The sequence below is a fragment of the Paraburkholderia phenazinium genome, from assembly GCF_900142845.1.
GTDB lineage: Bacteria > Pseudomonadota > Gammaproteobacteria > Burkholderiales > Burkholderiaceae > Paraburkholderia > Paraburkholderia phenazinium_A.
The window spans coordinates 2,241,995-2,259,896 of record NZ_FSRU01000002.1; the positions used below are offsets into that span (position 1 = coordinate 2,241,995).

The window sequence follows — 17,902 nt, forward strand, 5'->3', positions numbered from 1 at the left end:
CGAGAGTGGCTCGAAGATTACTCCAGATTTTGTACCTGCTCGCGCATCTGTTCGATGAGCAGCTTCAGGGTCATCGACGAATCCGCCAGTTCCTTCGCGGCCGCCTTCGAGCCGAGCGTGTTCGCTTCGCGATTGAGCTCCTGCATCATGAAGTCGAGGCGCTTGCCCACCTTGCCGCCCTTTTCGATCACGTGACGCGTTTCGTTCAGGTGAGCGGTCAGACGCGACAGCTCTTCCGTGATGTCGATGCGGATGCCGTACATCGTCACTTCCTGACGGATACGCTCGGCGATTTCCTCGCGCGAGATGCTGGTCGTCGCCGTGTCCGGCACGGCGATGCCGAGCGCTTCCTGCAGACGCTCGACAATTTTCTGTTGATGCCGGGTGATCAGTTCCGGCACCAGCGGCGTGATCCTGGCGACGATCGCTTCCATCTCCGTGACGTTGGCGAGCAGCATCGTCGCCAGTTGGGCGCCTTCGCGGCCGCGCACGTCGATCAGATCGCCAATCGCCTGCTTGCCGCACGCCAGCACCGCGTCGCGCAACAGATCCGCGGCCACGCCGCTCTCGGCCAGCACGCCCGGCCAGCGCAGGATCTCGCCGGTGCGCAGGCGGCCGGCTTCCGGAAACGCGTTCACAACCGCGCGTTCCAGCAGCGCCAGTTGGCCGAGCGCCTCATGATTGATCGCGCCGGCGTTAGCCGACTGTTCGCTACGCTGCAGATTGATACGGATATCCACCTTGCCGCGCGAGAGCTTGTTCATCAGCATTTCGCGCAAGGTCGGCTCGCAGACCCGCACGTCTTCGGGCATCCGGAAGTTCAGATCGAGGAAGCGCGAGTTCACCGTGCGCAGTTCGACCGATACGCTCACGCCGCCGTTGCCTGAGGCCGCTGCGAGTTCGCGCGTGGCGCTCGCATAGCCAGTCATGCTGTAGATCATCATTTGTCTCGCGATGGAGGCCATGCCGTTGAGCGGCTGGCCGGAAGAGTCGAATCGCCCGGCGTGTACGAGACGCGGGGCGGGGAAGCCGCATTATCCCATTTTTGGCGGGATGCCCCGCCGTACGCGGATCGGGCCTCCCCGGCAGCGTACGCTGGAGCGCACAAGGAGCCGCCCCGCGCGATCAGCGGTAAAATCCACGTTTCCCTCCCGCACTCTCTCCACACCGATCCCCAACGATGAACGACACCACCGCATTTTCCAAAGGCCGCCCCAGCGGCCGCCGCGCCGACCAGTTGCGCGACGTGCGCATCACGCGCCACTATACGAAGCATGCGGAGGGCTCGGTGCTGGTCGAATTCGGCGACACCAAGGTGATCTGCACGGCGAGCATCGCCGAAAGCGTGCCCGGCTTCCTGCGCGATCGCGGCCAGGGCTGGTTGACGGCTGAATACGGCATGCTGCCGCGTGCCACCAACACCCGCAACGACCGCGAAGCCGCGCGCGGCAAGCAGACCGGCCGCACCCAGGAAATCCAGCGGCTGATCGGCCGCGCGCTGCGCTCGGTGTTCGACCTCGAGAAGCTCGGCCAACGCACGATGAACATCGATTGCGACGTCATCCAGGCCGACGGCGGCACGCGCACGGCCAGCATCACCGGCGCGTTCGTAGCGGCGCACGACGCGGTGACGAAGCTGCTCGCCAGCGGCAAGATCGAGCGCTCGCCGATTACGGACTTCGTGGCGGCGATTTCGGTGGGCGTCTACAACGGCCTGCCGGTGCTCGATCTCGACTACGACGAAGACTCGCAGTGCGACACGGACATGAACGTGGTGATGACCGGTGCAGGCGGCTTCGTGGAAGTCCAGGGAACGGCCGAGGGCACGCCGTTCTCGCGCGACGAGATGAACACGCTGCTCGATCTCGCGCGCGACGGCATCAGCACGCTGGTCGCGAAACAGAAGGCAGCGCTGGAGTGGCAGGGTGAATGATCGTCAAGGCGCCGGCGGCGCGGCTTCGCAGGCTTCAGGGGCTGCGCGGGGCGCAGCCCCTGGTTCGCTCGGCAAGGTGGTGCTGGCCTCGAACAATGCGGGCAAGCTGCGCGAGTTCGCGGCCCTGCTGGACGCGGCCGGCATCGAACTGATTCCGCAAGGCGCGCTCAACGTGCCCGAAGCGGAGGAGCCGTATCCGACCTTCGTGGAGAACGCGCTGACAAAGGCGCGTCATGCGGCGAGGCTCACCGGCTTGCCGGCACTCGCCGACGATTCGGGACTCTGCGTGCGGGCACTGCGTGGCGCACCCGGCGTGTATTCGGCGCGCTACGCGCAACGGGCCGGCGGCCCGAAGAGCGACGCGGCGAACAATGCGCATCTCGTCGGGCAACTGCAAGGCGAGGCCGACCGTCGCGCCTACTATTTCTGCGCACTCGTCCTCGTGCGCCACGCTGACGACCCCGAGCCGCTGATCGCCGAAGGCCGCTGGCCAGGACAGATCATCGACGTGCCGCGCGGCGCGCATGGCTTCGGCTACGATCCGCACTTTTTCCTGCCGGAGCTGGACGCCACCGCGGCCGAACTCGACCCGGCGGTGAAAAACACCAGCAGCCATCGCGCGATCGCGCTGCGGCAACTGCTCGCGCGTCTGACGGAGGAAGCGTGATTCCCATCCAGCCCGCCGGCCAGAGCGGCGCCGGGGTGATCAAGGCGTTCACGGCGCCGGGCCGCATCCATCTGACGTCCCTGCCGCCGCTGGCGCTTTACGTGCATTTCCCGTGGTGCGTGCGCAAGTGTCCGTACTGCGATTTCAACTCGCACGAGTGGAAAGGCGATGCGTTCCCGGAGACCGAGTACCTCGACGCGTTGCGCACCGATCTCGAACTGGCGCTGCCGCTCGTGTGGGGACGCCAGGTGCATACGGTGTTCATCGGCGGTGGGACGCCCAGCCTGCTGTCGGCGGCGGGACTCGACCGGCTGCTCTCCGACGTGCGCGCACTGCTGCCGCTCGACGCCGACGCCGAGATCACGCTCGAGGCCAACCCCGGCACCTTCGAGGCGGACAAGTTCGCACAGTTTCGTGCGAGCGGGGTGAACCGGTTGTCCGTGGGGATCCAGAGTTTCAACGAGGCGCATCTGAAGGCGCTCGGGCGGATCCACGACGCGGCGCAGGCGCGCCATGCCGTAGAGGTCGCGGCTACCACCTTCGACAACTTCAATCTCGACCTGATGTTCGCGCTGCCACGGCAAACGCTCGCGGAGTGCCAGGCGGATATCGAAACCGCGTTGTCGTTTGCGCCGCCGCATCTTTCGCTGTACCACCTGACGCTCGAGCCGAACACGCTGTTTGCGAAATTCCCGCCGCCGCTGCCGGACGACGATTCGTCCGCCGACATGCAGGACTGGATTCACGAGCGCACCGCAGAGGCCGGTTACGGACGCTATGAGGTGTCGGCGTATGCGCAGCCGCATCGTCAGAGCCAGCACAACCTCAACTACTGGCGCTTTGGCGACTACCTGGGCATCGGCGCCGGCGCGCATACGAAGCTGTCGTTTCCGAACCGCATCCTGCGGCAGATGCGCTACAAGCATCCGACCACTTTCATCGAACAGGCCAAAGCCGGTACACCCGTGCATGAAGAGCACGAAGTCACGCCGCGCGATCTGCCGTTCGAATTCATGTTGAACGCGTTGCGGCTCGTGGAGGGGTTTCCCGTGCATCGGTTCATCGAACGTACGGGCATGTCAATGACGTCGATCGAACCAGCGTTGCAGGAAGCGGAACAGCGTGGCCTGATCGTGCGGGATTACGAAAAGATCGCACCGACGGCGCTTGGGCAAGCTTTTCTGAACGATCTGCAGGGGCTGTTTCTGAAAGACCCTGAGCCGTAACTTCGCAGTGATTTTGCGTGCGGAGTTGCCGGGGCGGGGAGATTTCAGGTTACAATTTCGGGCTTGGAGGTGTGGCCGAGCGGTTTAAGGCACCGGTCTTGAAAACCGGCGAAGGAGCAATCCTTCCGTGAGTTCGAATCTCACCGCCTCCGCCATAACATCCCGCTTGGGCTCATGCCGTTAGAGCGGGATTTTTGCTTTCTGAGCGACTCACTCATACCCACGCTGTTGTCGCAAGCGTACTGCGCTCTACTCTGCTTCGCACTGCGGTCGCAATACCGCAAACAAGGTTAGCGAATCGAGCAAGCGGGGCGCAAGAAAATAAAAAAGCCACCGTCAGGTGGCTCTAACATTACTTTCGAAGACGCCGGTTGGTGCGCACGCGCTCCCTTTCGGCCCGCGCGCGAAACCAACGGTGCCGAACGTCTAATCTGACTTCTTCGCCTTTAGGTGGGAAACGAGAACGTATTTCTCCCCGTCGCCCACTGCTCCGTCAAATACCGGCCGAAGATTCATACCGTGGGTGCTCTTTCAATGCCTTGTCGGTCTTGAATACAAATACCGGCTCCCGCATCTCCGCAGGAAAACCGCACGAACGAACCTGCGGCCTTGGCGCGAACGGTCTGGCGACAATGCCCGATTAGGGATGCCGCCACAAAAATTTGCTACGTCGCCTCATACGCCGAAAGAAACTCCTGGGATTCGGGCAATGTCCCGCCGTGACGACTCCGGCTCGAATGTCATGTGTCGCTCGTCGCGGCGGCAGAACATATAACAGCGCCGCGCATCAATCATCAGTTCTGCCAACCTACCTTCGCGGCGATGATACCGAAGCGGAAAGCGAAGAAGGTCAAAATCCGTAAAACCTCAATCGGCGCCACTCGATAGTCGTTTTTCAGACTTTTCTCATATTTCTCGAGCGGGCTAATCGTTTATCTTGCCCAGGCAAAACACTCGGAGATAGAATGAAAAATAGCAGTCCTACGCTTATCCCGTCCTGCTCGTCGGTTCCGGATCGAACTACAACCATTGAGGCAACAGCGACGGCAAGCACGGCCGAACTACCCGAACCCCTTACGCCAACCGAATGCGACCTGCGCGACATCCCCTGCATGCCGCTCGATGTCACCCGCCTGCGCGATTCCGACAGAGCTGCCGACGAAAGTCCAGCCGCGCGCTGGGCCGGCATCCTGCTGTGGTGCGCCGCGTGGCATCAGGTGCCGGCCACGTCACTGCCTGACGACAACGAATGGCTCGCCAAGCGCGCGAATTACTGGCATCGCGGCAAGATCGACAAGGATTGGTCCGCAATCCGCGCGGGCGCACTGCGTGGCTGGATCAAATGCAGCGACGGGCGTTTGTACCACCCCGTCATCGCAGAAAAGGCACGCGCGGCGTGGAGTTCGAAACTCAAGCAGCGCTTCAAGACGCTGCGCGCACGCATCAAAAGGCGCGGCCAAAGACAGCACATCGAATACGATGAACCCGATTTCGACGAGCGGCTGTCGTCAGGCTGTCCCCAAGGACATCCGTTGGCGCCTCCAGAGACCGGACCCCGAAGACAATGTTCTCCGGACGAAAAGAACGGCCCGCCAAGACAAGCCGGCGACGTACCCAGCGAAACATCGACCAAAGGAGCGAACGAAGTCACCCTTAGAACCATGGCGACTGACGGCGGCATAGAGGTGCACGTCCGCGCAAGCGCAGTCCCGAGGGTAAAGACACCGCGATGAACACCTCCGCCATTAAAGACGTTGGTGACGAGGCGTCGCAACCATCCCAGGAAGCGGCCAACGGTTGACGACAGGCACAGCGCGCTTGCCCGAGAAGCATAGACGCAACGTCGCGCGTTCATGCAAGCGCGCTCCGAAAACGTCTGGTGCTGGCGTCAGATAGCAACTGGGTCGTCTCTCTTGCGTCGGACATCGACGCGACCACAAGAGTATAGAAAATCAATCGGCAAAAGTAAAGTTACCTATACTTTTGCCGCCACATTCCTTACTCAGGCCGCCACATGGAGGCCTTCACAATCGCCGCGACGTAGTGCAACTGCTCGATCTCCGCATCCTCGAACGAGATCCGCCCATGCTCCTCGTTCACTGACATGAAGTATTTGCGACCATCACGAGAATAGAGGAAGGTCTTGATCATGACGCGACCGTCCACCGCCTTGATAAGGACCTCGTCGCCCGATTGGACAGCATGGTCGGGTTCGACGATCACGAACTCTCCGTCGCGGATGCGGGGCATCATGGAATCGCCCTTGCAGCGCAGTCCGTACGCCTTCTCCCTGGACGGAAACTCCAGATAACCATCGCCATGCCCTACAGGGGATTCAATTTCAGCCCAAAAGCCTTTGTCGCCTAGCTGTGTCATGCCCACTACCGGAATGCGTTGTCTGCCGGGCAACGAGGTCGGGTCGAACTCGCTGCGCTGCCCGACTTCGGTCACCTTCTTCTCTCCTTTGCCCGTGATGAGCCACTTAACGCTGTAGCCGAACTTTTTCTCGATCGCCTCCGCGTACTCGAACCTCAATTTCTTGATGCGGCGGGACAACCACTGGTTGACGGTGCCTTTGGTAGCGCCGGCAGCATCAGCCAGTTCGGTCTGCTCGAGGCCAGTCTCGTCCAGGACGATCTGAATACGTTCGGGTAGGGTGCTCATGGAACAGGAATCTAAACTATACACGGTTTAGATAACTTTCATTTTTGAGTTTAGCTTTCTGCACTTAACTTTTCGCCATCCCAGCCGATATCACAGGTACGAGTTTCATCAGGACTCGTCTGGGAGCCACACATGAAACTTCGTCCCCTCATCACCCTTCTCATTTCAGTCGCCATCGGCGCCTCCCCCGCCCTCGTCAACGCGCTGGCGTCCACCGATCCCGATGTCGCGTCCCTGCTCGGCGCCACGAAGCTTACGACCCTCCAGCAGACGAGCGGCAACGCGACGCTGTCCACGTCGATGGCGTCAGTCGGCGCGGATGTGCTGCGCGGCGCCACCGGTAACGTCGGCGTCAACATCGCTACCGGCGCGCTGAATGCGCAGGCCAATCAGATCGTGCTCGTCAGTTCGCCGTCCGCCGACGTCAACACGCTGCAGGATGCCCACGCTACGGCCTCGGTCACCGGCGGCGGCACTGCCACGCTCGGCGCAGGCGCGTTGTCGCATGTGAGCGGCAATGTCGGCGTGAACATCGTGTCGGGCGCAGGCAACGTGCAATCGAACGCGCTCGTGATCCACTAAAGGCCGTCCGTATGGTTCGGTACGCGTCGAAGCATCCGGTCGGGGGGCAGCCTCAGACTGGAAGTCCTGCAACGACGACGGAAGCCGACCATGAGCGAGGCCACGCAAGCCGAAATTCGCCACATTTACGACCAATGGCACGACTCGGTCCAAAGGCGCGATCTGAACGCGCTAATGACGCTGTACGCCGACGATGCCGTCCTCGAAAGCCCGCTGATCCTCGCCACGTGGGCGGACCGGCAGAGCGGCATTCTGACCGGCAAAGCCGCAATCCGGGCGTTCTTCGACGCCGGTCTGCGCGCGCCGCCTAACGATCTGGGCCGCTGGTACCGCACCGGCACCTTCTTCTGCAACGGCCAGCAGCTCACCTGGGAATATCCGCGGCACACGCCGGAGGGTGATCAGGTGGATCTGGTCGAGATGATGGATATCGCCGGCGGACTGATCGTCCACCATCGGGTCTACTGGGGATGGGTCGGCTTCAGGTCGCTGCGCGTGGCGTTCGCGAACGAGCACGCCTAGCCATGCCGCTCCCCATCAACGCCGCGGCAAGCTCTACCGCCGCCGCCATCTCGCGCCGGGTCCTCGCGGCCACCAGCATCAGCTACACCATCGTTCTGCTCGACGCCTCGATCGTCAACGTCGCGCTCGAACAGATCGGCCGCACGCTGCACAGCAACGTGACCGGCTTGCAGTGGGTCGTCAACGCTTACACCTTGAGCTTCGCCAGCCTGCTGCTCACCGGCGGCACGCTCGGCGACCGGCTCGGCGCGAGAAACGTCTACGTGGCGGGTCTGGTGCTCTTCGCGCTGGCTTCGGCACTGTGCGGCATGGCGCCCGACCTGGCCACACTAACCATCGCCCGCGCCCTGCAAGGCATGGGCAGCGCAATGCTGGTGCCGTGCTCGCTGGCCCTGATCAATCGCGCCTTTCCCGACTCCGCCCAACGCGCCTCGGCGGTCGGCGTATGGATGGGCTGCGGCGGTATCGCGATGGCATCCGGACCACTCGTCGGCGGCATCCTGATCCACTGGTTCGGCTGGCGCAGCATCTTCACCGTCAACGTCCCGATCGCGCTGGCCGGTATCTGGCTGACACGCTCGATCGGTCGAAACGACGACGGCGTCGCCGCGCGTCGTCATTTCGACCTCGCGGGACAGGCGGCGGCAATCGTCGCGCTCGGCACGCTGATTGCCGTGCTGATCGAAGGTTCGCGGCTCGGCTGGCGTTCCACGCCTATCGCAATGGGAATGATGATTTGCGCTTCAGCCTGGGTGGCATTCCTGAGCATCGAGAAGCGCCGCGCGCATCCCATGCTGCCGCTCTCGTTCTTCAGGAGTCCGCTCTTTTCGGCGTCCACCGCTGTGTCGATGGCGTCTGCCTTTGTGTTTTACGGACTGCTGTTTACGTTCAGCATTGCCTATCAGCAACAGCATGGCTTTTCGGCGCTTGAAACCGGCCTGGCATTCCTGCCGATGACCGCCATGGTCGCCATCGGCGGTCTCGCGTCGCACCGGATCGTCGAGCGCTGCGGCCCGCGCGCTTCGATGTGCGCGGCGTTCGGGCTCTACGCCGCCGGATCGCTGGGCATGCTCGCCGCCACGCCGCACGCGCCTTACTGGATCGCCATTGCGCCGATGCTGGCCATCGGCCTCGCCTCGGGCTTCGTTTCGCCCGCCGCAACCTCACCGGCCATGGGCACCGTCGAAAAACAACGCGGCGCCGTTGCAGCGGCGGTCCTCAATTCGGCCCGGCAAACCGGCGCTGCGTTGGGTGTGGCGATCTTCGGCGGCTTCATCGCTGCGGTGAAGCCGTTCGAGCTTGCCATGCAGGTGGCGCTCGGAAGCGCCGCCGCAGTTGCGCTCGCTGCCGCCCTCATCTGGTGGATTGCGGCAAGCGCGTTCAGTGTGGCCGGCGTGCGCCATAAGCCGACGTCGTCATCACAGCTTCAATCTGCAAAACGAAGTGAAGTGCGCTGACCGGGGCCACGGGGCCACAGAGCGGGCGTGTGTGCCAACGCATGTCCTTGTTGCTCACCAGCCGTGAAAACGACTCCACACGCTGATGGCGCCATCGTCGGATAGCGCGTGATACTCGGGAAACTGCGCGCCCGTCGCGCAGGCGTGATTTGGCACGATGCGCAGTTTCGTGCCGATCGGCAAGCGGGTCGCAATATTGTCCGTGGCGACGCCGGGCTCGCCGCTTGCGCTGTCACCTTCACCCACAGGCCGAGCAGGCGCCACGATCCCATGCTCCTGATTCGCACCGATCATCACGTAACCGTCCAATGGCGTACCGTCGAGCGCGCACACCTGACCATAACCATAGTCGTGTGCCTGCTTCGCCGTGCCGCGATCGCGGCTCATCGCCATCCATCCAGCGTCGACAATCGCCCATCCCTTCTCGCTCTGATGACCGATCACCGTGGTCAGCACGCTCAACGCAATCTCGCTCGTCTCGCATACACCAACGTTGCGCATCACCAGATCGAAAAACACGTAGACGCCCGCGCGCACCTCGGTGACGCCTTCAAGATGCTGCGCGCACAGCGCAGTCGGCGTCGAGCCGATACTCACTCCGGCGCACGGCAGGTTTGCGTCGCGCAGTCGCTGCGCGGCGCGCACGCACCCGGCGCGCTCCTGTTCAGCCAGCGCAACCAGCGCATCGAACGCGTTCAACTCGTAGCTTGAACCGGCATGCGTCATCACGCCGCCAATCTGCATGCCGTTGTCGTGCAAAAGATGCGCGATCTCCAGCAACGCGTCGTCCTCTGGACGGATGCCTGAGCGATGACCGTCGGTATCGACTTCGATCCAGACCTCGAAGCGTTCGCCCTGCGCCTGACCGAATGCGGCGATCGCCCGCGCCGCGTCGGGATGGTCCACCAGCAGCTTGAGGTCGCAACCGGCCCGGCGTAATGCCAGCGCTCTAGGTAGCTTCGATGGAGCAATGCCGACCGCGTACAGGATGTCGGTGAAGCCGGTGGCGAAGAATTGCTCGGCTTCCTTGAGCGTCGACACGGTGATGCCGCGCGCACCCGCTTCGCGTTGCGCCCGGGCGACCTCGATGCATTTCGCTGTCTTCACGTGCGGCCGAAAGCGCACGCCGAGCGCATCCATACGCTGCTGCATGCGTGCGATATTGCGCAGCATGCGCGAGCGATCGATCAGCGCGGCCGGTGTGTCCAGGGTATCGAGGGAGTCGGTGGTCATAAGGCGTGTGGTACTTGTGAGGAAGTCGAGGTCGAAGCCGCGCCAAAGTTGCGCAGCCATGGAATAAGCGCATCGAGGTCCGGCGCTTCGATTTCCGCTGCCGGCGCGCCGTCGACCGCTCGCAATCCCACACGGTTATGCCAATAGGTACGCAAGCCGAGCGCGCCCGTGCCGAACATGTCGTAGCTCGAACCAGCAACGAAAGCCGCCTCACTCGCCTGCAGACCCAACTGCTCGAGCGCAAGACGATAAGGCTGCGGATGCGGCTTGTAGAAGCCTGCGTCTTGCGCGGTGACAATCACGTCCCAGTCGATCGCGAGGCGCGCCGCGGCAGCACGTCCTAACCGGGTCGAACAGTTGGTGACAACCGCCAAACGACAATGCGGCGCCAGTTCGCGCAAGGCCTCGCGTGCCCCGCTCCACGGCTGCAGATCGAGCCAGTTCGCTTCAAGCGCAAGCGGCGCGGACTCGGACAAACCGACATTCAGCGCCGCGCGCCGCACCAGCGTCTCGTAGTCGACGTACTCGCCGCAACCGTAGGTGAGCCGCAGATATTCGGCGCGCCAGGAGCGTCCGGCCGCCTCGGAGCCCGCAGCGGCATTCCACAGCGACCATGAATCCAGCAGCGCGGTCAGCAGATCGAACAGCACGGCTTTCGGCCAGCCGCCGCGCGCATGAAAAGTTTGGGGTGAAGGGTTCTCGTTCATGCCGCTGACTATAGAGCCACATCGATCGATGAAGGTTAAATCTCACCACACCCATCGTTAAACGGAATTGAATGATCGATCTTGCAACGCTACAAGGGGGAATGAAAAGTCAGGCAGTGCGAATGCGCAGCGGCGCAAGCCATGAAAGCAACGAAAGCGCGCCACCAAGTAAAACGCTCCGTGGCAAGGGCATGCTGCACCTCGTCACGGAGCGTAATAGCTGTAAGAGCTTATGAAACCCATTGTGCTGCATGCGCGGCTACACTGGATTCACCTCATCCCCCGTGAGGTATGTTGTGTGAATCTCCTCAGCTTGGCCCGCCCCGACCGGCGGGCTTTTTTCTGGTGCCGCGCCAACGAGCCCCGACGCTTACACGGCCACCAGTGTCTGTTTCTCGCGCGCATCCGCGCAGCGGCAATTCAGATCGCGGTGTATGGCCTGGCTATCGAGCAAGGCCGATACGTCCGCCAACCCCTGGTCAAAACGCAACACGTATTCGATATCGGTGTAGTCGTGATACGCGCCGCTGTCCGCCAGCTTGCGTGCTTCGGCGATGGCGGCACGCAGCCGCTCGCTTTTGGTCAAATCTCTGATCGCCATGTTTGCCGCTCCCGAGGAACAGTGACTCCATCATAGCAACGCCGCATGCGTTGCAAGGTAGCGCGCGCGCAACACCTGGGACTTTCCACAAGGACACCGTCGAACGAGCATGCGCTTTCGGCGCCACGCTGCATTCGTCAGACCACTAGAACGTAAGCATCTGTAAATAGGGCGCGCTCGCCTTGTCGCGGCGCACACAGCGTAGCCGCCCCACCGGCGGGATTCACGGCATCCGGTCCGTAATGCGCCGTCACACGACAACCCGGCGAGGCCAGAACGAACGCCACGGCGCGGGGCTCCAATCTACAAATAATGGAGGGATCATCATGCTCAGGGTAATCGCACTTATGGCGCTCGCGGCCAGTCTCGGTGGTTGCGTGGTCGCCCCCGCACCGTACGGCTATGGTTACGGCTACGCTCCGGCATACGGCTACTATGCGCCGCCGGCGGTCAACGTTGGGATCGGCGTAGGCGGTGGGTGGGGCGGCGGCTGGCATCGGTAAGCACGCGCAGTGTCGCCCTGTGGCGATGCGCCATGCCGTTTGATGCACCCCGCTTGATGCACTCCCGGTAGAAGGTAAAAAGAATGCCCGCACGAAGCGGGCAAAGAAAGACCTTCCACCGATGCCTCCTTGGGAGAGGCAACTGCAGTGTAGAAGGATTTAAGCGTTGCCGTGTTGCAGCCATGTTTCGGTCGATTACACCGGTGCGATCCGATCCGCATGCAGCTTCGGAACAATTTGCATACGGCGTGTGAAGCGTCGCGCAGCAATGCCCAGGTTTTCATTACCGCGCGTGATCGACGCGGCACGCGGCGCTGATTTCGCGGGCTCGAAGCTGACAAATATTTCCCGGCTATTACCCCGTAACGGGGCGAAAAAGGCCGGTAACGCCCGTACGAGGTTGCTCCTCTAGCATCGACAGACGCTGCTCCGCCAGCCCCCTCCACCTGTCGATGAATCTCTCACGTCCCTTTATCGAACGCCCCGTTGCGACCACGCTGCTTTCGTTGGGCGTAGCGCTCGCCGGTGTCTTCGCGTTTATCAAGCTCCCTGTCGCGCCGCTGCCGCAGGTCGACTTCCCGACTATTTCCGTGCAGGCGAGCCTGCCGGGCGCGAGTCCCGATACGGTGGCCAACAGCGTCGCGAGTCCGCTTGAACGGCACCTCGGACAGATTGCCGACGTGACGGAGATGACGTCGCAAAGCACGGTGGGTTCCGCGCGCGTAACGCTGCAGTTCGGTCTGGATCGCGACATCAACGGCGCGGCGCGCGACGTGCAGGCGGCCATCAATGCCGCGCGCGCCGATCTGCCATCCAGCCTGCGCAGCAATCCGACCTATCACAAGGTCAATCCCGCCGACGCGCCGATCCTGATTCTCGCGCTCACCTCGCACACGCTACCGCGCGCGAAGCTCTACGATCTGGCCTCGACGATCCTCGCGCAATCGTTGTCGCAATTGCCGGGCATCGGCGAGGTCGACGTCAACGGTTCGGCCAATCCGGCGGTGCGCGTCGAGCTGAATCCAACAGCGCTCTATCACTACGGCATCGGCCTCGAAGACGTGCGGGCCGCGCTCGCCTCGGCGAACGCCAACAGCCCCAAAGGCACCATCGAAAGTTACGGTCAGCGCTATCAGCTCTACGCCAACGATCAGGCGCGCATCGCGGACCAGTACAAGGATCTGATCGTCGCATATCGCAACGGCGCGGGGGTCAAGCTCTCCGACGTCGGCGAGATCGTCGATTCGGTCGAGGACCTGCGCAACCTCGGCCTCGCGCGCAACAACCAGCCGGCCGTGCTGGTGATGCTGTACCGTCAGCCGGGCGCCAATATCATCAGCACCGTGGACAGCGTGCGCAAGCAGATCGAGCAACTGAAGCCCGCGCTGCCCGCCGACGTCGACGTGATCGAAGCATCCGACCGCTCCACGACGATCCGCGCCTCGCTGCGCGACACGGAGGCGACGCTGATTATTGCGGTGGGCCTCGTGATCCTCGTCGTGTTCGTCTTCCTCGGCAGCGCACGCGCGGCGCTGATTCCGAGCGCGGCCGTGCCGGTGTCGATCGTCGGCACCTTCGGTTTCATGTACCTGTTCGGCTATTCGATCGACAACCTCTCGCTGATGGCGTTGACCATCGCCACCGGCTTCGTGGTCGACGACGCGATCGTCGTGCTGGAAAACATCGCCCGCCACATGGAGGCCGGCATGCCGCGCATGCAGGCGGCGCTGCTCGGCGCACGCGAGGTGGGCTTTACGGTGCTGTCGATTTCGATCTCGCTCGTCGCGGTGTTCATCCCGATCCTGCTGATGAGCGGTATCATCGGACGCCTGTTCCGCGAATTCGCGGTGACGCTGTCGCTCGCCATCGCGGTGTCGCTGGTCGTCTCGCTGACCACCACGCCCGTGATGTGCTCGCGCCTTTTGCGGACCGCCGGACCGAAGACGTCCACCCGCCTCGGCCGCGTCTTCGCCGTGCCGTTGCAGCGTCTGAACGACGGCTATGCCCGCTCGCTCGAATGGTCGCTGCGCCATCCGTTTCTGCTGCTCATGACGCTGCTCGTCACGATTGCGCTGAACGTCTTCCTGTACGTGACGATTCCCAAAGGGTTTTTCCCGCAGGAAGACACGGGGCGCCTGACCGGCGGCATCCAGGCCGACCAGAGCACCTCGTTCCAGGCGATGGAACCGAAGCTCAGACAGGTCATGAAAATCATCGGCGACGATCCGGCCGTGGAAAACGTGGTCGGCTTCACCGGCGGCAGGCAGACCAACACCGGTTCCGTTTACGTGGCGCTCAAGCCGCTGTCACAACGCAGCGAAACCGCCGACGAGGTGATCGCCCGGCTGCGCCCGAAGCTCAATGCCGTGCCGGGCGGCCGGCTGTTTTTGCAATCGGTGCAGGACATCCGGGTCGGCGGCCGGCAAAGCAACGCGCAGTATCAGTTCACGCTGCTCGGCGATTCGACCGCCGAGCTCTACACATGGGCACCGCGCCTCACGCAGGCGCTGCAAAACGTGCCCGAACTGGAGGACGTCAACTCGGATCAGCAGCAAGGCGGTCTGGAAGCGGACGTGGATATCGATCGCGGCACCGCCGCGCGTCTGGGCATCACGCCGGCGCAGATCGATAACACGCTCTACGACGCGTACGGCCAGCGGCTCGTGTCGACGATCTATAACCCGCTGAACCAGTACTACGTCGTGATGGAAGTCGCGCCACGCTATTGGCAATATCCGCAGACGCTCGACGAACTGTACGTCAGCACCTCGGGCGGCACGCCGAGCGGCACGCAGTCGACCAATGCCGTGGCGGGCACGGTCTCGACGCCGACGAGCCCGGCCAGTTCCAGCTCCTCCAGCACCGCGAGCACGGCAACCACCGCGGCTGCGATCGCCACCGACTCGGCGCGCAATCTCGCGATCAATTCGCTGGCGGCCAGCGGCCATTCCAGCGCCTCGGCAGGCGCCTCGGTCAGCACCGCGCTGGAGACCATGATTCCGTTCAGCGCCTTCGCCCGCTGGAACCCGGGCCATACGCCGCTCGGCGTCAATCACCAGGGCAACTTCGTCGCCACCACCATCTCGTTCAATCTGCCGCCCAACGAACCGCTCTCCACGGCAGTCGCCGCGATCGATCGAACCATGGCCGAGATTCGCATGCCAGGTTCGATTCACGGCGGCTTTCAGGGCACGGCGCGCACCTTCCAGCAATCGCTATCGGACGAGCCGCTGCTGATTCTGGCGGCGCTCGCAGCCGTGTATATCGTGCTCGGCATCCTCTACGAAAGCTACGCCCACCCGCTGACGATTCTCTCGACGTTGCCTTCGGCAGGCGTCGGTGCACTGCTCGCGCTGATGGCGTTCCATGTCGAATTCACGGTGATGTCGCTGATCGGCGTGATCCTGCTGATCGGCATCGTCAAGAAGAACGCCATCATGATGGTGGACTTCGCCATCGACGCCGAGCGTGGCGGCATGACGCCGCGCGATGCGATCTATCGCGCCAGCCTGATGCGCTTCCGGCCGATCATGATGACGACCTGCGCCGCGCTGCTCGGCGCGCTACCGCTCGCCTTCGGCCACGGCGAGGGTGCGGACCTGCGCAGGCCGCTGGGTATTTCGATTGTCGGCGGCCTGATTGTCAGCCAGTTGCTCACGCTCTACACGACGCCGGTGGTGTATCTGTACATCGACCGCCTGCAGTCCTGGATGCGCTCGCGGGGTCGGCACCGCGCGCCGGCCTGAAACCCCGGCCCCAATGACAACGCGGCTGCCGTTGGAAGCGGCAGCCGCGTGCGGGTCAAACACCTACGCCATGCTCGATCCGGTCAATACGAGCCGGGCGGAGGAGGCGGCGGCGAACCGGGCGGCGGGGGCGGCGGCGCGGTCACGTAACCGCCACCATCCGAGGGCTGAATGGTGCGCATGCGGCCCTGCACCGGGATCCGGTCGCCGTTCGCATACATGCATTGCAGGTACGCATAGTCGTAGCGGCGCTGGACGTCGTAAGCCGAACCTTGCGCAGCGCCTGCGCCGAACAGGGTGCCCGCCAGCAGGCCGGCACCGGCGCCAACCGCAGCGCCGCTACCGCCGTTGAAGGCAGCACCCGCTGCCGCACCGAGCGCCGTGCCGACCACCGCGCTACCCACTGCGCTGTTGGTCGCCGCCTGATTGGTCGTGGCCCCACCCACCTGCTGGAAGGCGAATTGCCGGCACGAGTTATCGTCCGCGCGGAACTGGTCGAAAGTCTTGCCGGTACCCGGCAGCGCCATGACGCTAGGGCCGGGAGGCATGACCGAACACGCCCCGAGAACACTCAGCGAGGCGATCAAAGCTAACCTTGAATATTTCATTTGCTTCTCTTTGCGGTAATGCGTTTTTAATTTGCAGGGCCCTGCGACTGCTGCGCAGGCACCGGACGCCAACCCGACGAGCAGGACTTCACATACGGGTAGTAAGTTTTGGAGTCGTCGCAGTAATACCAGGTGCCGCTCTGCTGCCCAGGCGCCGCCTGCGCCGGAGCCGCGCCATACTGGCCCTGCTCCACGTACTCCTGCGGTTCGGCCGGAACCGGCACCGGCACGGCGACCGCCGGCGGATACGGGTAGTAGGCCGGCCCCCACGGGTAGTAATACCCGCCCCCGCCGATGTAGACCCCCACATGCGCTGCATGTGCCACGCCGCTCGCACAGACCATCACGGCGGCTGCCACTCCGAGCAAGATATTCAACCTTTTCACAACACTCTCCACGACAGAAACCGGCACCGAACTGGTGTCCCAAAGTACTACTGAACGCTATTCCACTCTGATCCGCAATACAATTACTTAAGACCTTGCGTATTTTTCAACTCATTACATCGCAAGGTGTTTGTCATCAAGAGGAAAGCAGGATTTGTTCCGCAACGCCCCATGGGCGGCCATCTTACGGGCAAGCCGGCACTGCGGGGATGGCAGACGTGCGATGTGGCGCTGAAGCGTCCCTATTGCAAGCGGCCGCCGTCCAGATGCAAGCGCTGCAACAACTCGCGGCCGCGCCGGGTCAACTGCAGCGTCGAGCCGTCACGGTCCTGCGTGCGTACTTCGACCAGCTCATAGTGGCGCAACGCAAGCACATCAGGATCGAATTCTTCCATATGCCGTCCGGTATCCCGGAGCAACATGAGCGTCGCGAGTTCGTGATGGCTCAGCATCCGACACCTCCGTTGGTAAATGCATGGGCGATGTCGACATCCTAGTGAGCCAGAACGACACTTTGGCTACCGCGTTGTTTCGCGCGTTTACGCGGTTACATCTCCAAGGCGTACGCGCTCGCTGCGGCACGCCTAACCGGCGCGATCGAGCGTACGGCTGCCGGCGATCACCCACGCCCGTGCGATACGCTCCGCCTCCACCTCGTAGATCATCAGCATGTCGATCTGGCCGGGTCCTTCCGGGAAGGTACGGGTCACCCGTTCGTGGTCCACGATCCGATTGCCCATTACCATGCGGTTGAGTAGCGCGGCGTGGAGATTGGGTTCCTGCAGACGCGCGGCCATGCGTTCGCGCACCGCGGCAGCGCCGCTGGCGAGCAGCGTCGCGGGATGCTCGAATAACTGGGCGTCATCCGCGTAGGTGGCGATCAGCGCGTCGAGATCGCGCGCGTTGTAGGCGTCCAGTTGACGCTGGACTACGGCTTCAGGGGAAAGCGGCATGGGAGGTTCGTGCGAAAGGCGAAAGGTGATGGTTGAAGGCAACGCATATCGGCGCGCGCGCTTTGCGTTACGGAAATGAGGCTGCGCGGCGGCCGTCTCGCCGGCATCCCGGCA

General features: G+C 63.2%; 19 protein-coding genes and 1 tRNA gene. 11 read left to right on the forward strand and 9 right to left on the reverse strand.

Translation table 11 applies throughout. The features are described 5' to 3' along the window. Window positions 1-17: 17 nt before the first annotated feature. Window positions 18-941 (reverse strand): YicC/YloC family endoribonuclease, encoded by a 924-nt coding sequence (locus BUS12_RS26985; protein WP_074301729.1) that lies wholly within the window; start codon window positions 939-941, stop codon window positions 18-20. A 239-nt stretch (window positions 942-1,180) separates the two neighbouring features. Between BUS12_RS26985 and rph the strand changes: the two genes are divergently transcribed. The 5 genes from rph to BUS12_RS27010 all read left to right on the forward strand — a co-directional run bounded on the left by rph (window position 1,181) and on the right by BUS12_RS27010 (window position 5,559). Continuing rightward, the gene (gene rph / locus BUS12_RS26990) at window positions 1,181-1,933 is read left to right on the forward strand and encodes a ribonuclease PH (RefSeq protein WP_074300449.1); all 753 of its coding nucleotides are present in this window, start codon (window positions 1,181-1,183) and stop codon (window positions 1,931-1,933) included. A gap of 76 nt (window positions 1,934-2,009) precedes the next feature. Further along, a complete protein-coding gene (gene rdgB, locus BUS12_RS26995; protein WP_437123891.1) occupies window positions 2,010-2,600 on the forward strand; it encodes an RdgB/HAM1 family non-canonical purine NTP pyrophosphatase in 591 nt (196 codons plus the stop codon). A 5-nt stretch (window positions 2,601-2,605) separates the two neighbouring features. Beyond that, window positions 2,606-3,826, forward strand: a complete 1,221-nt coding sequence (gene hemW / locus BUS12_RS27000; RefSeq protein WP_143788555.1) for a radical SAM family heme chaperone HemW — start codon at window positions 2,606-2,608, stop codon at window positions 3,824-3,826. A gap of 65 nt (window positions 3,827-3,891) precedes the next feature. Then, window positions 3,892-3,981: transfer RNA gene (locus tag BUS12_RS27005), tRNA-Ser, on the forward strand. Between the two features lie 810 nt (window positions 3,982-4,791). Next, window positions 4,792-5,559, forward strand: a complete 768-nt coding sequence (locus BUS12_RS27010) for a DUF1376 domain-containing protein (RefSeq protein ID WP_083640634.1) — start codon at window positions 4,792-4,794, stop codon at window positions 5,557-5,559. A gap of 265 nt (window positions 5,560-5,824) precedes the next feature. On the opposite strand, the gene BUS12_RS27015 is transcribed toward BUS12_RS27010, so the two are convergent. Next, window positions 5,825-6,490 carry a LexA family transcriptional regulator gene (locus BUS12_RS27015; protein WP_074300453.1) on the reverse strand — a complete coding sequence of 222 codons (666 nt, stop codon included), beginning with the start codon at window positions 6,488-6,490 and terminating at the stop codon, window positions 5,825-5,827. 132 nt (window positions 6,491-6,622) lie between these two features. On the opposite strand from BUS12_RS27015, the gene BUS12_RS27020 reads away from it, so the two are divergent. From BUS12_RS27020 to BUS12_RS27030, 3 genes are all read left to right on the forward strand, one after another. Then, window positions 6,623-7,072, forward strand: a complete 450-nt coding sequence (locus BUS12_RS27020) for a hypothetical protein (RefSeq protein ID WP_074300454.1) — start codon at window positions 6,623-6,625, stop codon at window positions 7,070-7,072. A gap of 90 nt (window positions 7,073-7,162) precedes the next feature. After that, the gene (locus BUS12_RS27025; RefSeq protein ID WP_074300455.1) at window positions 7,163-7,594 is read left to right on the forward strand and encodes a nuclear transport factor 2 family protein; all 432 of its coding nucleotides are present in this window, start codon (window positions 7,163-7,165) and stop codon (window positions 7,592-7,594) included. 2 nt (window positions 7,595-7,596) lie between these two features. Beyond that, window positions 7,597-9,051 carry an MFS transporter gene (locus tag BUS12_RS27030; protein ID WP_083640635.1) on the forward strand — a complete coding sequence of 485 codons (1,455 nt, stop codon included), beginning with the start codon at window positions 7,597-7,599 and terminating at the stop codon, window positions 9,049-9,051. Window positions 9,052-9,105: 54 nt separating this feature from the next. Here the strand turns inward: BUS12_RS27030 and BUS12_RS27035 are convergent, their stop codons facing one another. Together BUS12_RS27035 and BUS12_RS27040 are read right to left on the reverse strand one after the other, a co-directional pair. Further along, window positions 9,106-10,284, reverse strand: coding sequence for a DSD1 family PLP-dependent enzyme (locus tag BUS12_RS27035; RefSeq protein ID WP_074300456.1), 1,179 nt, complete (start codon window positions 10,282-10,284; stop codon window positions 9,106-9,108). Next, window positions 10,281-10,991, reverse strand: coding sequence for an HAD-IA family hydrolase (locus BUS12_RS27040; protein WP_074300457.1), 711 nt, complete (start codon window positions 10,989-10,991; stop codon window positions 10,281-10,283). The genes BUS12_RS27035 and BUS12_RS27040 overlap by 4 nt, the downstream gene beginning before the upstream one ends. Before the next feature lie 71 nt (window positions 10,992-11,062). Here BUS12_RS27040 and BUS12_RS38970 point away from each other — a divergent pair, with 71 nt between their 5' ends. Beyond that, window positions 11,063-11,227, forward strand: a complete 165-nt coding sequence (locus tag BUS12_RS38970) for a hypothetical protein (protein ID WP_171991724.1) — start codon at window positions 11,063-11,065, stop codon at window positions 11,225-11,227. A 134-nt stretch (window positions 11,228-11,361) separates the two neighbouring features. On the opposite strand, the gene BUS12_RS27045 is transcribed toward BUS12_RS38970, so the two are convergent. Further along, window positions 11,362-11,592, reverse strand: coding sequence for a hypothetical protein (locus BUS12_RS27045; protein ID WP_074300458.1), 231 nt, complete (start codon window positions 11,590-11,592; stop codon window positions 11,362-11,364). A 326-nt stretch (window positions 11,593-11,918) separates the two neighbouring features. Between BUS12_RS27045 and BUS12_RS38975 the strand changes: the two genes are divergently transcribed. Beyond that, window positions 11,919-12,095 (forward strand): hypothetical protein, encoded by a 177-nt coding sequence (locus BUS12_RS38975; protein WP_171991725.1) that lies wholly within the window; start codon window positions 11,919-11,921, stop codon window positions 12,093-12,095. Window positions 12,096-12,547: 452 nt separating this feature from the next. Next, window positions 12,548-15,841, forward strand: coding sequence for an efflux RND transporter permease subunit (locus BUS12_RS27050; RefSeq protein ID WP_074300459.1), 3,294 nt, complete (start codon window positions 12,548-12,550; stop codon window positions 15,839-15,841). 83 nt (window positions 15,842-15,924) lie between these two features. Here the strand turns inward: BUS12_RS27050 and BUS12_RS27055 are convergent, their stop codons facing one another. The 4 genes from BUS12_RS27055 to BUS12_RS27070 all read right to left on the reverse strand — a co-directional run bounded on the left by BUS12_RS27055 (window position 15,925) and on the right by BUS12_RS27070 (window position 17,788). Beyond that, a complete protein-coding gene (locus tag BUS12_RS27055; RefSeq protein WP_074300460.1) occupies window positions 15,925-16,449 on the reverse strand; it encodes a hypothetical protein in 525 nt (174 codons plus the stop codon). Window positions 16,450-16,475: 26 nt separating this feature from the next. Beyond that, window positions 16,476-16,835: a hypothetical protein gene (locus BUS12_RS27060; RefSeq protein WP_074300461.1), complete on the reverse strand. Its 360-nt coding sequence runs from the start codon at window positions 16,833-16,835 to the stop codon at window positions 16,476-16,478. A gap of 242 nt (window positions 16,836-17,077) precedes the next feature. Next, on the reverse strand, window positions 17,078-17,287 hold the full coding sequence (locus tag BUS12_RS27065; RefSeq protein WP_074300462.1) for a hypothetical protein: 210 nt from the start codon (window positions 17,285-17,287) through the stop codon (window positions 17,078-17,080). 132 nt (window positions 17,288-17,419) lie between these two features. Next, window positions 17,420-17,788 (reverse strand): nuclear transport factor 2 family protein, encoded by a 369-nt coding sequence (locus BUS12_RS27070; protein WP_074300463.1) that lies wholly within the window; start codon window positions 17,786-17,788, stop codon window positions 17,420-17,422. Between the last annotated feature and the right edge of the window lie 114 nt (window positions 17,789-17,902).

Bases quoted from the DNA above. Each gene is read 5' to 3' on its own strand.
- BUS12_RS27050 (WP_074300459.1), top strand. From the start codon at position 12,548: ATGAATCTCTCACGTCCCTTTATCGAACGCCCCGTTGCGACCACGCTG.
- BUS12_RS27020 (WP_074300454.1), top strand. From the start codon at position 6,623: ATGAAACTTCGTCCCCTCATCACCCTTCTCATTTCAGTCGCCATCGGC.
- BUS12_RS38975 (WP_171991725.1), top strand. From the start codon at position 11,919: ATGCTCAGGGTAATCGCACTTATGGCGCTCGCGGCCAGTCTCGGTGGT.
- BUS12_RS38970 (WP_171991724.1), top strand. From the start codon at position 11,063: ATGATCGATCTTGCAACGCTACAAGGGGGAATGAAAAGTCAGGCAGTG.
- BUS12_RS27045 (WP_074300458.1), bottom strand. From the start codon at position 11,592: ATGGCGATCAGAGATTTGACCAAAAGCGAGCGGCTGCGTGCCGCCATC.
- BUS12_RS26985 (WP_074301729.1), bottom strand. From the start codon at position 941: ATGATCTACAGCATGACTGGCTATGCGAGCGCCACGCGCGAACTCGCA.
- rph (WP_074300449.1), top strand. From the start codon at position 1,181: ATGAACGACACCACCGCATTTTCCAAAGGCCGCCCCAGCGGCCGCCGC.
- BUS12_RS27055 (WP_074300460.1), bottom strand. From the start codon at position 16,449: ATGAAATATTCAAGGTTAGCTTTGATCGCCTCGCTGAGTGTTCTCGGG.
- BUS12_RS27025 (WP_074300455.1), top strand. From the start codon at position 7,163: ATGAGCGAGGCCACGCAAGCCGAAATTCGCCACATTTACGACCAATGG.
- BUS12_RS27035 (WP_074300456.1), bottom strand. From the start codon at position 10,284: ATGACCACCGACTCCCTCGATACCCTGGACACACCGGCCGCGCTGATC.
- BUS12_RS27030 (WP_083640635.1), top strand. From the start codon at position 7,597: ATGCCGCTCCCCATCAACGCCGCGGCAAGCTCTACCGCCGCCGCCATC.
- BUS12_RS27070 (WP_074300463.1), bottom strand. From the start codon at position 17,788: ATGCCGCTTTCCCCTGAAGCCGTAGTCCAGCGTCAACTGGACGCCTAC.
- BUS12_RS27040 (WP_074300457.1), bottom strand. From the start codon at position 10,991: ATGAACGAGAACCCTTCACCCCAAACTTTTCATGCGCGCGGCGGCTGG.
- BUS12_RS27010 (WP_083640634.1), top strand. From the start codon at position 4,792: ATGAAAAATAGCAGTCCTACGCTTATCCCGTCCTGCTCGTCGGTTCCG.
- BUS12_RS27015 (WP_074300453.1), bottom strand. From the start codon at position 6,490: ATGAGCACCCTACCCGAACGTATTCAGATCGTCCTGGACGAGACTGGC.
- BUS12_RS27065 (WP_074300462.1), bottom strand. From the start codon at position 17,287: ATGCTGAGCCATCACGAACTCGCGACGCTCATGTTGCTCCGGGATACC.